Source organism: Streptomyces sp. GbtcB7, from assembly GCF_019091445.1.
In the GTDB taxonomy this organism is placed as follows: Bacteria; Actinomycetota; Actinomycetes; order Streptomycetales; family Streptomycetaceae; genus Streptomyces; species Streptomyces mirabilis.
The window spans coordinates 160,229-175,458 of the sequence record NZ_JAGXJM010000010.1; the positions used below are offsets into that span (position 1 = coordinate 160,229).

General features: G+C 69.7%; 10 protein-coding genes. 2 read left to right on the forward strand and 8 right to left on the reverse strand.

Features of this window, described 5'->3' with window-relative positions; all coding sequences use genetic code 11:
- Positions 1 to 44: 44 nt before the first annotated feature.
- Entirely contained in the window at positions 45 to 551 is a 507-nt protein-coding gene (locus KVT44_RS18435; RefSeq protein ID WP_079065052.1) for a dual specificity protein phosphatase family protein, read from the reverse strand.
- A 97-nt stretch (positions 552 to 648) separates the two neighbouring features.
- Here KVT44_RS18435 and KVT44_RS18440 point away from each other — a divergent pair, with 97 nt between their 5' ends.
- Entirely contained in the window at positions 649 to 1,452 is an 804-nt protein-coding gene (locus tag KVT44_RS18440) for a nuclease-related domain-containing protein (protein WP_217567817.1), read from the forward strand.
- Between the two features lie 195 nt (positions 1,453 to 1,647).
- Here the strand turns inward: KVT44_RS18440 and ligD are convergent, their stop codons facing one another.
- Entirely contained in the window at positions 1,648 to 2,514 is an 867-nt protein-coding gene (ligD, locus tag KVT44_RS18445) for a non-homologous end-joining DNA ligase (protein WP_190172769.1), read from the reverse strand.
- Positions 2,515 to 2,687: 173 nt separating this feature from the next.
- Here ligD and KVT44_RS18450 point away from each other — a divergent pair, with 173 nt between their 5' ends.
- Complete coding sequence (locus KVT44_RS18450) at positions 2,688 to 3,803, forward strand: Ku protein (RefSeq protein WP_217567818.1); 1,116 nt, start codon at positions 2,688 to 2,690, stop codon at positions 3,801 to 3,803.
- A 76-nt stretch (positions 3,804 to 3,879) separates the two neighbouring features.
- Here the strand turns inward: KVT44_RS18450 and KVT44_RS18455 are convergent, their stop codons facing one another.
- The 6 genes from KVT44_RS18455 to KVT44_RS18480 all read right to left on the reverse strand — a co-directional run bounded on the left by KVT44_RS18455 (position 3,880) and on the right by KVT44_RS18480 (position 15,196).
- Positions 3,880 to 5,640 (reverse strand): beta-ketoacyl synthase, encoded by a 1,761-nt coding sequence (locus KVT44_RS18455; protein ID WP_217567819.1) that lies wholly within the window; start codon positions 5,638 to 5,640, stop codon positions 3,880 to 3,882.
- Between the two features lie 261 nt (positions 5,641 to 5,901).
- Positions 5,902 to 6,987, reverse strand: a complete 1,086-nt coding sequence (gene sbnA, locus KVT44_RS18460) for a 2,3-diaminopropionate biosynthesis protein SbnA (RefSeq protein ID WP_099920667.1) — start codon at positions 6,985 to 6,987, stop codon at positions 5,902 to 5,904.
- Positions 6,988 to 7,144: 157 nt separating this feature from the next.
- Positions 7,145 to 8,239: a 2,3-diaminopropionate biosynthesis protein SbnB gene (sbnB, locus tag KVT44_RS18465; RefSeq protein WP_190172766.1), complete on the reverse strand. Its 1,095-nt coding sequence runs from the start codon at positions 8,237 to 8,239 to the stop codon at positions 7,145 to 7,147.
- On the reverse strand, positions 8,236 to 9,240 hold the full coding sequence (locus KVT44_RS18470; protein ID WP_190172765.1) for a TauD/TfdA family dioxygenase: 1,005 nt from the start codon (positions 9,238 to 9,240) through the stop codon (positions 8,236 to 8,238). The genes sbnB and KVT44_RS18470 overlap by 4 nt, the downstream gene beginning before the upstream one ends.
- Before the next feature lie 128 nt (positions 9,241 to 9,368).
- Positions 9,369 to 12,617: an amino acid adenylation domain-containing protein gene (locus KVT44_RS18475; protein ID WP_217567820.1), complete on the reverse strand. Its 3,249-nt coding sequence runs from the start codon at positions 12,615 to 12,617 to the stop codon at positions 9,369 to 9,371.
- A complete protein-coding gene (locus KVT44_RS18480) occupies positions 12,614 to 15,196 on the reverse strand; it encodes a Pls/PosA family non-ribosomal peptide synthetase (RefSeq protein WP_217567821.1) in 2,583 nt (860 codons plus the stop codon). The genes KVT44_RS18475 and KVT44_RS18480 overlap by 4 nt, the downstream gene beginning before the upstream one ends.
- Positions 15,197 to 15,230: the final 34 nt, after the last annotated feature.

Consider the following 15,230-nt stretch of genomic DNA (forward strand, 5'->3'; position numbering starts at 1 on the left):
CCAGGGGCCGGGGGTCCAGGGGCCGGGGGCCCAGGGGCCGGGGGCTACTCCGCCAGTTCCTCCAGGAGGCGGGCCGTGGGCAGACCGGCGCGCAGGTACTCCACGAACAGTTCGTTGTGCAGGGCCCAGGGCGAGCGGCGGCTGCGGATCAGGCGGATCGCCTCGTCGGAGGTGTGCCCCGCGAGGACCAGCGCGTGCGCGACCACGAGCCCCGAGCGGTTGTAGCCGTGGTAGCAGCGCACCAGGACCCGGCGCCCGTCCTCCAGCGCGTCGTCCGCGGCCCGCGCGAGCCGGATCACCCCAGCGAGCTGTGTCCCGTCCAGGGGACCGTCCGGAATCGGCCACACATGGTGCTCGACGCCCGGGTCGGGGCCGTGCCCCGGCAGCCGCAGCAGCGTCAGGACCAGGTCGAACTCATCCCTCACGACCGCGAATTCCGGCTCGCCGGCACGCCCCGCGAACGCGTGTCCGCCCATCCACAGGCCAGGCACGATCTCGCTCCACGGGCTGTCCGGAGCGGGCACATCGGGTTGCTTTCTGCGAGTCCGCAACAGCGCCTCCCACAACTCCCCCAACTGCTCACAAAGGTAACCGGGTTCTTGCCCCTGGAGCACCCCGCCTGTTCCCATGGTCATGGGGTGATGGTGCATGAACGGACTGCGCGTCATACCGACCTGGCGCCACGGGCAGGAGCGCCTGTACGTGTGCCTGACCGACGGGAGGAACGTCGCCTGGTACGACCGTGACGCAGCCCGCGTCAATCTGCTCAGCGAGGAGCGGCGGGAGGACGTGCTCGATGCGCTCGGCCCGTTCCTGACCGGCCCGGTGACGGTGGGGCCCCCACCGGTCCCGACCCCCGCGGAACTGGCCCGACTGACCCTCCACCCGGACGACGACCTCGCGCCGAACCGGCCCGGCGAGGCGCTGATGATCGACCTCGACCGCGACCCGGGACCGGCGCGCCGCCTGCGGCCCGACCCGCGGCGCCGCGCGCTCGCCGCCGAGCAGGCGGTCGGGGAGGCCCTGGACCATCTGGAGGGCGCGGGCTGGCACACCCTCCACTCCATCCCGCTCCCTGGCGGCGACCGCGTCCACCACTTGCTGATCGGCCCCGGCGGCATCTTCGCCCTGCGCTCCCTGTACGCCCGCAAGCAGCGGGTTCTCGTCGCCGACCCCATGGTGACCGTCGGCCGCCGGGAGCCGTATCCGCTTCTGCGCCGGGTCCGAGCCGACGCCGACCGGGCCTCGTACGCGCTGACCGCCGAGGTCCACGCCCTCCTGGCGGTGGCCGGCCCCGCCGACCTCGATGTCCTCGCCCCCCTCCGCGAGGTCCGCGTCCTGCAGGACACCGACCTGTCCTCGCTGGCCCGCCTCGGGGGTGTCCTGAAGCCGGCGGACGTGGAGGCCCTGCACGCGATGGCCCGCGACCGCCACACATGGCTACGAACGTGACTCCGTAGCCCTGGATCGCTGCGTGCCGGTATCTGTTTGGCTGCGGGTGGGTGGGGGCTTGTCGCGCAGTTCCTCGCGCCCCTGAGGACCCCCCTGCGGGGGGCCAGGGGGCGCAGCGCCGCTGGCGGGGTTGAAGGGGCGGAGCCCCTGGGGGATGGGACGGGTAGGGGCGGCGGGGGCGAGGGACTGGTTGGGTCAGGGGGACGGGGTGAGGAGGGGGGAGAGGAGGTCGCCGTGTCGGTGGAGGCGCGGAGCGATGTCGTCGGCGTGGAACACGAGCCGGGACGGGTCCCCGCAGGACGCGACCTCGTCCCAGGTGACGGGGGCGGACACGGTGGGCGCGGACCGCGCACGCAGCGTGTACGGCGTGGCCGTCGTCTTGCGCGCGGCGTTCTGACTGTGGTCGACGAACACCTTCCCGGGCCGCAGACTCTTGGTCATCCGGTGCGTGACGAGCGCGGGCAACGCCCGCTCCGCCTCCACGGCCAGCTCCTTCGCATACGCGCTGACATCCGAGGACGGCATCCGCACCACCGTCGCCAGCAGATGCAGCCCCTTCGACCCGGACGTCTTCGCATACGCCTCGATCCCGTCCACAGCCAGCCGCTCCCGCAGCCACAACGCGACCTCGCAGCACTCGACGACCGTCGCCGGCGCCCCCGGGTCGAGGTCGAACACGAGCCGGTCGGCCAGACCGGGCGCGTCCACCTGCCACTGCGGCGTGTGGAACTCGGTGACGAGGTTCGCCGCCCACATCAGCGAGGGGAGGTCCTGGACCAGCACCATCCGGGCGGGGCCCTCCGTCCGGGGGACCTCGGCGGTCCGGACCCAGTCGGGGGTGCCGGGCGGCACGTTCTTGGTGAAGAAGACCTGTCCGTCCGGCCCGTCGGGGTAGCGGAGGAAGGAGACCGGCCGGTCGTGGAGGTGCGCCAGCAGGGGTTCCGCGACCGTCGCGTAGTAGTGCAGGACCTCACCCTTGGTGAAGCCCGTCGCGGGGTACAGCACCTTGTCCAGATTGGTGAGCGCGAGCCGCCGTCCCTCCACTTCCGTGATCGGCGTCATACGACGAGAGTCGCATGAAATCGCCATCAAGGCGCCCAGATCGCCCCGCCGCTCCCTTGCGGATGTGAGGTCGCGCACACCCGTCTAGCCTGGCTTTCAACCGCACCCCGCGAGCCCGTGTCAGCAAGAACCCGTGTCACCGAGAACCCGCGTCAGCAAGAACCACCAGGAAGGTGCCGCACGTGCGATCCATCTGGAACGGCGCCATCTCCTTCGGTCTGGTCAGCATCCCGATCAAGGTCGTGAACGCGACGGAGAGCCATTCGATCTCCTTCCGTCAGGTCCACCTGGACGACGGCGGCCGCATCCGGTACCGCAAGTTCTGCGAACTGGAGGACCGCGAGGTCACCACCGGTGAGATCGGCAAGGCGTACGAGGACGCGGACGGCACGCTGATCCCCGTCACGGACGAGGAGCTGGCCGCGCTGCCGATCCCCACCGCGAGGACGATCGAGATCGTGGCGTTCGTGCCGGCCGAGCGGATCGACCCGCTCCAGATGGACACGGCGTACTACCTGGCCGCGAACGGCGTCCCCGCCACCAAGCCGTACGTCCTGCTGCGCGAGGCGCTCAAGCGCAGCCAGAAGGTCGCCGTCGCGAAGTTCGCACTGCGCGGGCGGGAGCGGCTCGGCATGCTGCGCGTGGTGGACGACGTGATCGCCATGCACGGGCTGCTGTGGCCGGACGAGATCCGGTCCACGGAGGAGGTCGCCCCGGACGCGAGTGTGACCGTACGGGACAAGGAACTCGACCTGGCCGACGCCCTCATGGACACCCTCGGCGAGGTCGAGCTCACCGAACTGCACGACGACTACCGCGAGGCCGTCGAGGAACTCATCGCCGCCAAGGCGTCCGGCGAACTCCCGGCCGCGCCCCCCGCCGGGGAGCGGGCCGGCGGCAAGGTGCTCGACCTGATGGCCGCCCTGGAGAAGAGTGTGCGCGCGGCCAAGGTGTCCCGGGGCGAGGAGACGGGCGAGGAGGAGGGCGAGGAAGCCGGGGCGCGGACCGGCGAATCCGCCGAGGTCACCCCGCTGCCCTCCCGCAGGTCGGCCCGTACGGCACCCAAGGAGGTCGGCGGGAAGAAGTCCACGTCGACCGCGAGGAAGACGGCGGCGAAGAAGACGGTCGCGAAGTCCACGGCGAAGTCGACGGGCCAGGCGGCCGGCAAGGCGGCGGCCACCAAGTCCACCGCGAAGAAGGCAGCGGCCAAGAAGACGACCGCCAAGAAGGCGACGGGGAAGAAGACGGCCGCGAAGAAGGCCACCCCGCGGGGGCGCGCCTCGGCCTGACCGCCCCGGGGCACCCGCGGGCCCCGGAGCCCCGTCACCTCGTACGGCTCACCTCGTACGGGTCACCCCGTCCGGCTCACCCCGTACGCCGCAGGGCCAGCACCGCATTGTGCCCGCCGAACCCGAACGAGTTGCTCAGGGCGAGGTCGCCGAGCGCGGGCAGCCGGCGGGGGCGCTTGGTCACCACGTCCAGGTCGATCGCGTCGTCCTGGTCGTCGCAGCCGATGGTGGGCGGGATGAGGCCGTGGTGGAGGGTGAGCACCGTGGCGACGGCCTCCACACCGCCCGCGGCTCCCTGGAGATGGCCGAGGTGGCCCTTCAGCGCGGTCACGGGCACGCTCCCGCCGAGCACGGCGCGCAGCGCGCTCGCCTCGGCGAGGTCGCCGTCGACGGTGGCGGTGGCATGGGCGTTGACGTGGACGACGTCCACGACATGGGCACCGGCGTCGTGGACGGCCCGGCGCAGTGCCAGCGCCACGCCGCTGCCGGACGGGTCGGGCGCGGCCATGTGGTGGGCGTCGGCGGACAGTCCCCAGCCCGCGGCCTCGCAGTAGATGCGCGCGCCGCGTGCCCGGGCGTGCTCCTCGGCCTCCAGGAGCAGGAAGCCCGCGCCCTCGCCGTTCACGAAGCCGTCGCGGTCGCTGGCGAACGGCCGGGAGGGGCTGGTGGATCCGAGCTCGTGGGTGGAGAGCGCGCGCATGGCGGCGAACGAGGCCATGATCGCGGGGGTGACGACGGCTTCGGCGCCCCCGGCGAGGGCGACGTCCACCCGGCCGTAGCGGATGCGGTCGATGGCCTGTCCGATGGCCTCGGTGCCGGAGGCGCACGCGCTGGTCACGGTGCGGGCCTCGCCGGTGATGTGCAGCGCGAGCGACACCTGGGAGGCGGCCTGCGAGGGCACGGTCATCGGAGTGGTGAGCGGGGAGACCGCGCGCGGACCCTTGTCCCGCAGCTTGCGGTCGGCGCCGACGAGCACGGAGGCGTCACCGAGGATGGCCCCGACCGAGACGCCGACCCGCTCGGGCGCCAGCCCGCTCTCCGTCGTGCCGGCCGGGTCCAGCCCGGCGTCCTGCCAGGCCTCCCGGGCGGCGAGCACCGCGAACTGGGCGGACCGGTTCATCCGCCGCGCCTGCGGCCGGGGCAGCAGTCCGACGGGGTCCACGGGCACGCTGCCCGCGACCCGCACGGGCAGTTCGGCGAACTCCTCGCCCTCCAACTCGCTTATCCCGCACCGGCCCTCGACCAGGCCCCGCCACAGCTCCTCGACCCCGACACCGAGCGGCGTCACGGCACCGAGCCCGGTGACGACCACCCGGCGGGGTGCGTACGCCTCGGCGGCCCGCCGCGGACGCGGGTAATGCCGTACGATATGCCCCTTTTGGGTGATTTGTTCGGCCAGGTTCCGCAGTTCCTCGTCGGGGACGGGATCCTCGGCCCGGCGGTCCAGGTCCCGGTGCCAGTGACCCCATCTGCGGGTGTACGACTCCTCGACGGCCCGGGGGTCCACGGCGCGCAGTGAGGTGATGCGGTCGCCGTCCCGGAATTCCACCGGGCCGAGGTCGGTGGAGGTGATCTCGGGAATTGCCCCGACATCCATTCGGCGGCAGGCCGTGGTCACTTGGTGGCCGCGTTCGAATACCTCGTCGTGATCAATTCCGCCGAGTGGCGGCCGCAATGTCAGGCGAATGGTGTGAGGAGTCTCGGGCAGGGTGTGCATCACCACGTACCAGGTGTTCTCCGCCACATCCTGTTCGGACAGGGCGACCAGATCACCGGGGATCACTTCGGCGACGGTGACGGCGTGGGGCTGTACGGGAACGTCGGACGAACGGCGCATGGGGAGCGATTGCTTTCTGTGGGGATTTCCGTCCCCAACTTTCGGTGACAAAGTAGGAATTGCCTAGATGTCCCCATCACATAGTGGGCAACGTCACCGAAAACAGTGATCAGTATTTCGCTCCCGTACCTCCAATACCTCCCCTGGTCGGACAACCGAATCCCGTGGCCGCCGAGTTCGTCGAAGTACCGCACCGGTGTGGGCGGCCCGGGCCGCGGGGCCCGGCACGTACCGGACCCCGCCCACCCGCGAAGACAGGCCCTAGCTCTTACGGTCCTGGAGTTGAGGGCGTTGGTTCTTGTTGCGCTCGCCGTTCTGGAGGTCGACCGCCCGGCCCCACCGTGTCGGTGGCGTGGGGGAGGGCGCCCAGGAATCGGCGGCGATCTCTTCGGAGTTGAGCACGTCGTCGCCGTAGAGATCCCGCAGCCAGCTGGCCTGGTAGATGGTGTCGAGGTAGCGCTCGCCGAGGTCCGGACCGATGGCCACGGCGGTGAGTTCGCGTGCGTCGTGCCGGCTCAACCAGTCCGTCGCGCCGCTGACCACCGTGCCGGTGGAGCCGCCGAACACGAACCCGCTCCTGGCCAGCCGGTGGCAGGTACGGACGGTGTCCCTCTCCTCGACTCGTATCACTTCGTCCACGTAGGACTCGTCGAGCAACGGCGGGCGCATGCTCATCCCGAGGCCCGGAATCATTCGGCGGCCGGGCGGACCGCCGAAGGACACCGAGCCCACGCTGTCCACCGCGACGACCCGCACCGGCCGGTGCCACTCCCGGAAGTAGCGCGCGCAGCCCATCAGGGTGCCGGTGGTGCCGGCCCCGACGAACAGCACGTCCAGCTGCGGGAACTGACGGGCGATCTCCGGCGCCGTCCTGCGGTAGTGCGCCTTCCAGTTGCTCGGGTTGGTGTACTGACTGAGCCACACATACCGGTCGTCGGAGGCGCACAGCGCACGCACGTACTCGATCCGCGCGCCGAGATAGCCGCCGTTGCTCTCCTGCTGGCCGGCGATCATGTGCACCTGGCTGCCCAGGGCCTCCATCATCATCCTGGTCGACAGGTTGCCGCGGGAGTCCGTCACGCACAGGAACCGGTAACCCTTGCTCGCCGCGATCATGCTCAGCGCCACGCCGAGGTTCCCGGACGAGGACTCGACCAGGATCGAATCCGGCTTCAGAACTCCGTCCCGCTCGGCGGCCTCCACCATCTCGAGGGCGGCCTTCATCTTGATGGAGCCGGCGAAGTTGAAGCCCTCGCACTTCAGGAAGAGCGAGTGCCCGATGATCGCCCGGAGGTCGACATAGAGATCCTCTTCGTTGAAGGCCTGGGGAACGGAAATGACGGGCACGACGGTCTCCTCAATCTGGAGCAGAGCACTTTCGGAATGTCCGTCCGACCGTGGGCGGGCTTCTTCGCTTTTTCGGGCGGGAGGCCGTGTCCATCCGGGTCGGACAGGGCCCTGCGTCAGGGGCCGCTGTTCTCTGCGGCCCGGGGTCGAGGCCGGCTCATCCGTACCGGCTCAGTTCGTGGAAGAAGTCGTCGACGACGTGCAGTTCGCCGCAGCGGGCCACTTCGTCGTAGACGTACTTGCCGACCGCGAGGTCGAGCACCCCGAGGCCGAAGGGTGAGAACACCACCGGCCGGTCCGCCGGCACGGTCACCCGCCCGGCCATCACGTCGTCCAACGTGCCGTGCACGAAGTCCCGGTTGCCCGTGAGCTGCTCGGCCAGATGCGGCGAGGTGTCGGCCTTCAGGCAGTGCTCGATGTCGTCGACGATGTTGGTCGAGGCGAGCAGGATCTCCGGCGCGAGGTCGCGCAGCGACACATGCAGTACCACAGGATTGTGTTCGAACCAGGACAAATCGCCGACGTGCGGCTGCCCGGCGACCGTGGCGAAGACCACCAGGTCGCTGCCCCGGATCAGCTGCTCGGCGTTGTCGTGCACGGTGATCCGGCCGGTGCCGCCCGACTGTTCCAGGTAGCACCGGAAGCCCGCCGCGCTGTCCGCGGACAGGTCGTGCACGCCGATCTCGTCGAACGACCAGCCGGTGGCGGCCAGGAACGTGTGGATGTACCGGGCGATCAGGCCTACCCCGAAGAAGCCGACCCGCGTCGGTCGCGACCGGTCGCGGCTGAGCCGGTCGGCGGCCGCGGCGGCCGACGCGGCCGTCCTGGTGGCGCTGATGATCGAGCTCTCCAGGCAGGCGAACGGGTAGCCGGTGACATGGTCGTTGAGGATCAGTACGGCCGAGGCCCTCGGGATACCGGCGCGCACGTTCTCCGGGAAACTGGAGACCCACTTCAGGCCGTCCACCCGCACCTCCCCGCCGATCGAGGCGGGCAGCGCGATGATCCGGGAGGAGGTGCGGTCGGGGAACCGCAGGAAGTACGACGGCGGGTTCACCGAGTCACCGGCGCCGTGCACCCGGTAGGTGGCCTCGACCAACTCCACGATCTGCTTCTCGCGTCCGCGCAGCGCGCGCTGGACCTGGGAGCCGGGGATCACCGCGAACGGCGGCACGGTGATCGGCGCGGCCGGAGTGGACTTCGGTGCGGATTCCGGTGCGGATTCCGACGTGGTGGAACGGGTGGTGGTCATGACGCGGTCACCTCGACGGTCGGGGAGCAGTCGGTCAGACGCACCGGGTCGGCCAGGGCCACGAGCACTTCGCGTGGTCCCTCGAAGGGCTCCCTGCTGTGCGCGGTGCGGATGTTGTCGACGAGCATCAGGTCGCCGGCCTGCCACGGCTCGCGTGCGGTGTGGGCCTCGTAGACGCTGTTGAGCAGCTCCACGACGTCCTCGCCGATCGGGTCGCCGTTGCCGAAGCGGGTGTTGAACGGCAGCCCGTCGGCCCCGTAGACGTCCATCAGGTACTCACGCACCTCGGGGGCCATCGTCCACTCGTTGAGGAACGCGATCTGGTTGAACCAGCAGCGGCGGCCGGTGACCGGGTGGCGCACCACGGCGCTGCGGCGCTGTCGGGTGCGCAGCCCACCGTCCGGCTCCCACTCGAACGCGATCGCGTTGGCGCGGCAATAGCTCTCGACGGCACCACGGTCCTCGGTGCCGAACGCCTCGGCCACGGACGCCCCGATCTCGTCGTTGTAGCTGCGGGTGAGCAGCCAGCCCTCGCGCTCGAACCGCTCGGTCAACTCGGCGGGCAGCGCGTCGAGCACGGTCGGCGCGTCGGCCACCGCGGTCGCCCCGCCGTCGGTGGGCGCGCTCAGACAGGCGAACATCATCAGGCCGGGGAACTCGAGCGTGTAGCTCAGTTCGTGGTGCATGCACATCGGCTGGTTCGGCGGCCACTTCGTCGAGGAGTACACGCCGTCGGAGTAGGTCCGTCGGGGTGCGAAGACCTCTTTCTCGGTCATCAGGCCGGTGCCGAGTTTCGAGAAGACGGCACCGGTCTCGGCCGCGTCACGCAGCCCGAGACCGCGGACCAGGACGCAGCCGTGCTCGGCGACGACGGCGCGCAGCGCGTCCCGGTGCGCGGCTGCCCAGCCCGCCGCGCCACCGGTGACCTCGGGCCGCAGGAGCGGAGGTCTGCCGGGCTGCAGTTCCACGTCGACCATCGACGCCGTGGAAGTGGACGACATCTCGATTTCCTTTCCGTAGCCACTCAGTCGGTTGTCACTCGGGTCGGTCACTCGTCGGTTGTCATTCGTTGGTTGTCATCCGTCAGTTGTCAGTTGTCAGTCGTCGGTTGTCACTGGTCAGTTGTCGCTCAGGAAGGAGCGAACAGTTCGGCGGCGCGCAGAACGGCCTGTGCCGCTTCGGCCGGACGGGTGCGCGGGAAGTAGTGGCCGCCGTCGGCGAGCTCGTGCAGGTCGACCTGTTCGGCCAGGAGCTGCCAGTCGCGGTAGCGGTGCGGGTGGTCCGCCGTGCTCGGGTCGTCGGCGGCGACGACCACGGTGACCGGAGCGGACAGCTTCGGCGTCGGCGGGTTGTCCAGGAGGTCGGCGAAACAGCGGTGTGCGGACACGCAGTCGTGCCGGTAGGCGGCGCCCACGTGCTCGGCGTGCCGCGCGTCCAGCTCGCCGAGTTCGGTGTAGCCGCCGGCCGCGCTCAGCTTTGCGGCGATCTCGGCGTCGCTCAGTTCCGTCAGCTCGTCGATGGCGGCGCGCCGCCGGGCGGCGTCGCCGAGCAGTTGCGCGCCGAGGAACACCCGCTGGACGTCCACCCCGCGCTCCTGGAGCCTTCTGGCCGTCTCCACGGCCGGCGCGGCGCCCGAGGAGTGGCCCCACAGCAGGATCCTGGTCAGGCCACGCCGGACGATCTCGTCGACGACCTGTTCGACCACGTGTGTCATCGGTGCGAACGGTTCGCGGTCGGCGGCGACGTCGTGACCGGGCAGCTCGACGGCGTAGACGGCGGGCCCGCCGGGTGGCAGCGCCCTGGCCAGCGGCTGGAAGTTCACCGCGTTGCCGCCGGCGTACGGGAAGCACACCAGGGCCCCGCCCCGCGCGTCGTCCGATTCCGACAGCGGGTGCAGCAGCCCGGGGCGCCGCTCGGACCTGCCGTCGACCAGCGCGGCCAGGTCGGCGAGGACCGGGTGACGCGTGACGTCCTTGAGGGACACCGCACGGTCCAGGGTGATGGCGAGCTTCACCGCCGAGAGGGAGGTGCCGCCGCGGTCGAAGAAGTGGTCGCGGCGTCCGATCCGGTCCTGCGGGACGCCGAGGACCTTCGCCCAGGCGGCCGCCAGCCGGTGTTCGGTCGGTGTGTTCGGCGCGTGGTAGTCGTCCTGGACGACGTCGAGTTCTCCGGCGAGCGCCTGCAGGGTCTTCCTGTCGATCTTGCTGTTGGCGGTCAGCGGCAGGCTTTCGCGCCAGTGGAAGGCCGACGGGACCATGTACTCGGGCAGCGACTCGGCGAGCCGGGCCGGCAGGACGTCGTCGTCGAGGGCCCGCGGGCCCGAGTAGAACGCCACCAGGTGCTTGCTCTGATCGGTCCGCTCGGCGACGACCACCGCGCCGTCGCGCACCCCCGGCACCCGCAACAGGGTGTTCTCGATCTCGCCGATCTCGATCCGGAAGCCACGGATCTTGACCTGGGTGTCCCGGCGGCCGAGGAACTCCAGCTTGCCCCCGGGCTGCCAGCGGCCGTAGTCGCCGCCCCGGTAGAGCCGGGCGCCCTCATGGTGCGGATCGGCCAGATAGGCCTGCCGGGTGCGCTCGGGGTCGTTGATGTAGCCGCGGCCGACGCAGACGCCGGAGAACACGATCAGACCGGGGGCGCCGAGCGGCACCGGGGTGAGGTGTTCGTCGACGACGTGGACGCGCACGTTGTTGACCGCGCGGCCGAGCAGGATGCGGTCCGGCGCCCGGTCCATGACCTCGTGGTTGGTGTCGTCCGAGGTCTCGGTCAGCCCGTAGGCGTTGACCAGCTTGATCCCGGGCTGGACGGCGAACCAGCGTTGCGTGAGCTCCTTCTTCAACGCCTCGCCGGTGACCGACACACATCGCAGGTCCGGCAGCTCGCGGGGGTGCTGCCGCAGACAGGACACGACGACGTCCAGGTACGAGGGCACGACCTGGAGGACGGCGACCCGGCCTTCGACGATCTTGTCGACGAACCGCTGGACGTCGAGGATCACCTCCTGCTCCACCAGCAGGGTCTGCCCGCCGACCAGGAGCCCGGACACCAGTTGCCACAGCGAGATGTCGAAGCACTGGGGCGCGGTCTGCGCGACCACCTGTCCCTCGCCGAGCTCCAGGTCGTCGATCTTGGCGTAGAGGTGGTTGAGCATCCCCGCGTGCTCGCACATCGCGCCCTTCGGCTCACCCGTGGAGCCGGAAGTGAAGTAGATGTAGGCGAGTTGGTCCGGTGCGACGGGCACGCCCGGGTCGTCGTCGGCGTGGTCCTCCGCGTAGGCCGCGTCGATGAGGACCTTCTCGATCCCGGGCAGGGACTCCAGGGCCTGGTCGAGGGTGGTGGTGCTGCCGTGCTCGGTCAGCACGAGGGCGCACCCGGCGCGAGTGAGGGTGGTGGCGATGCGACCGGCCGGGAAGTGCGGCTCGATGGGCAGGTACACGCCCCCGGCCTTGAAGACCGCCAGCACGGCGGCCGGCCAGTCCAGGTTGCGTTCGGTCACCACCGCGACCACGCCCTCCCGGCGCAGCCCGCGTGCCAGCAGCGCGCGTGCCAGCTGGTTGGCCCGGGCGTTGAGCTCGCGGTAGGTCCACCGCCGTTCACCGTGTACGGCCGCGACGGCGTCCGGGTGTTCCCGCACCCGCTGTTCGAACAGCTCGTGCATCCGGCGGTCGGGCAGGTCCCGGCGGGGTCCGGCGAGCCCTTCGAGCTGGAAGTGGAGTTCCTCGGCGGAGAGCAGGCCCTGCCGTCCGTGCTCGGCATCCGGACCGACGGCGATCAGGGCGAGCGCGGTGACGTGGTAACCGGCGATCCGGGCGGCGCAGTCCGCGTCGAGTACGTCGGTCCGGTACCGCAGCCGCAGCACGAGCCGGCCGTCCCGCCACGAGAACCCGATCCACACCACGGTGTCCTCGGCCAGGTCACCGCCCACACCGCCCGGATCGAAGACGGCCTCGAACGGCGGTTCGGTCAGGCCCAGTTCGCGCCTGAGGTCGTCGACCGGGAAGTCCTGGTGCGACAACAGCTCCGACGCGGCCTGATGGGCGTTCAGGAGCAGCGTCCGCCACGTCGGGGGTTCGGTCGTCAGCCGGCAGGGCAACGGCCGGCCGCCGTCGGCGGGGACATAGCCGGACACGACCTCGTGCTCACCGGACAGCGCGGCGAGCACCTTGGCGTGCGCGGCCAGCAGCACCGAGTCGAGCGGTACCGCCAGGTCCTGCGCCAGCCCGCGCAACGGTCCCGCGACGTCCTCCGGGACCGTCGTCTCGTGGTCGGCGACGCCCGCCACCGGCCGGGGCGTCCACCGCGGCACCGCGGTGAACCCACCGGCCACGAGCTGACCGCGCCAGAACTCCCGATCGGCTTCCACTTGCACTCTCATCGCATCTTCCCGTTTGACTGGGCCTGCAGGCCGGAGCGGTCACGCTGTGCCTCGTACGTCAGCGCGGCAGGCTGATAGGGGGCCTCGCGCGTTTCGGCCGCCGGATTTCCGCCCCACCGGGCGCGCTCCGGGACTTCCTCGCCCTTCATGAGGAAGGAGTCGGGGGCGAGTTCCGCGCCGTCGCCCATCGTCACGCCGTAGTGGACATGGGCGCCGACACCGAGCGTGGAGCCGGCGCCGATCGTGCTGCGGTCGGACTTGAAGGTGCCGTCCTCCTGCGAATGGCACTGGATCTTGCTTCCCGCATTGAGCGTGCAGTCGCTCCCGATGGTGGTGAGCATCCGCTCCGTCAGGTGGCAGCCGTCGTCGAAGACCCTGCTGCCGATCCGAACGCCCAGCATCCGCCAGATCAGGCTCTTGAAAGGGGTCCCGTTGAAGATGTTGAGGTAGTTCTCGGGCACCTTCCAGAGGCGCTCGTGCCACCAGAAGTACGGTTCGTAGATGGAACACAACTGCGGTTGCAGCCCGCGGAATGCGGCGATGGAGCGCTCCACCAGCACGAAGTAGAAAGGCGTGAAAGCAAGGCTGAACACCAGGAACGCGGCGATCAGCACATGACCGTAGGAGTCGTACAGATCGACATCGGCGAGAGCGACCACCGTGAGGACGAAGAAGTAGATCCACCGCACCGTCAGGAACAGGACCATCGAGCGGATGTTGTAACGATTCTTTGCGGCGAGACTGCGACGGAACTCCTCGCCGCTGCGGAGATGGTCGAACCGTGAGTCGCGCTCGACCGACCGGGGAATCTCGAAACACGGCGAGCCCAACAGGCCCACCCCCTCGCGCATCTCGCCTTCGAGCGGAATCATCACCTTCGTCGCGAGGAGGCAGTTCTCGCCCGTCCTGGCCCCCGACGGATAGGCGATGTTGTTCCCGATGAAGTTGCGTGGTCCGATCGAGGCCTTGGACACCCGGAAAGAGGAGCTCGAATAGTCCGCGTTGACGATGGAGAGCCCGTCGGCGACCATCGTGCCGCTGCCGACCGAGCACAGATACGGGCTCTCGTGCTGCACTTCCGTACCGAAGTTCGATCCGGTCTGTTCGATCCGGGACAAGTCGTATCCGAGGCCGCGCAGATAGTAGACGATGTAGGAGCTGTCACCGAGCAGCCATTTGAAGAACTTGATGTTGGTCATGCGCCCGATCGCGCGGAACGTCGAGTAGTGGAAGCCGTACAGCGGATAGACCTTGTCCGGCTTGATGACCAGGTTCAGCAGGCGCGGAACGGTGAACAGCACGGCCAGGCCGAAGACGACGAAGCCGAAGAACAGCACGAAGGACAGAACCAGCGCGTCGCCGTAGAGACCCGGTGAGGTGAACCCCACCGACCCCGGGCCCAGCCGGTCGTGCAGCGCCGGAATCAGATCGATCAGCATGTACGCGCCCCCGACCATCAGCGGCACGTAGACGAAGAACACCTGAAGCAGGGTGACGAAACCGAAGCCGACCCGGCGCAGTGTGCCGCAGGCGGCCGACTCGATCCTCACGTAGTCGTGTTCGGTGGGCTGTGCCGGGGATCCGTGCCACTGTTGGCCGTCCGGGACCGTCTGGCCGCTGTACAGCGTGGACGTGTGGCCGAGCTGCGCCCCGTCGCCCATCGCCGTGTCGATGTCGAGCACGGTCTTCTCGCCGATGAACACGTCCCGGCCCAGGGTGACCCGGCCGGTCTGGATACGCCCTGCGTGCGCCCGGTAGCAGTGGAAGAACGAGTCCTTGCGGATCACCGTTCCGGCGCCGATCGTGAGCAGGTCGGGGCAGGCCGGAGTCTGGCGGGAGAGGATCGTGACCCCCTTGCCGATCCGGGCGCCGAGGGCGCGCAGGTACAGCACGTACAGGGGATTGCCGACGAAGAAGATCATCGGGTTGGCGTGGATCAGCGCCTTGACCGTCCAGAAGCGCAGATACGTCAGTCCCCAGATCGGGAATTCGCGCGGTTTCCACCGGCCGACGAGAATCCATTTGGCCACGATCGGAAAGGTGCACAGAGCGACGAAACCGATGGAGCCGAATACGAGCGATCGCAGGTAGATGCCAATCGCGTTCGAGCCTGCGGACACCCATCCGTAGCCCCGGTCGGCGACAATTCCGGCGAGGAATGAATATCCCATGAAGAACAAGAACTGAAGCGCTCCACAGAGGACGTACCGCGCCGTCCCGGCCCGCGTCACCACCGTGGCCGGCGCCGGAATCGACGACTCGGCCGGAAGCGGTTCGGCGTCCGCGAGACCCGTCGCCAGGCTTCGGATCGTCGGGTGCCGGTAGATGTCCTTCATCGACGCCGAGGGGAGATCCGGCCGCTTCCTGATCCGTGCGCAGAATTGGGCCATCACCAATGAGTTGGCGCCGAGGTCGTTGAAGAAGTGACTCTCGACCGATACTCGTTCGACGTCGATGACGCCGGCCAACACCTCGGCGAGCTCCTTCTCGATGCCGCTCTTCGGTCCGGTGTACCCACGCTTGTCGAGTGCGGATTCACCCGGACCAGGCGTCAGGACTTCGACGGACTTCTCCTCCATACGAGCTCCTTGAGGAACTTTCGAACGCCGCCTG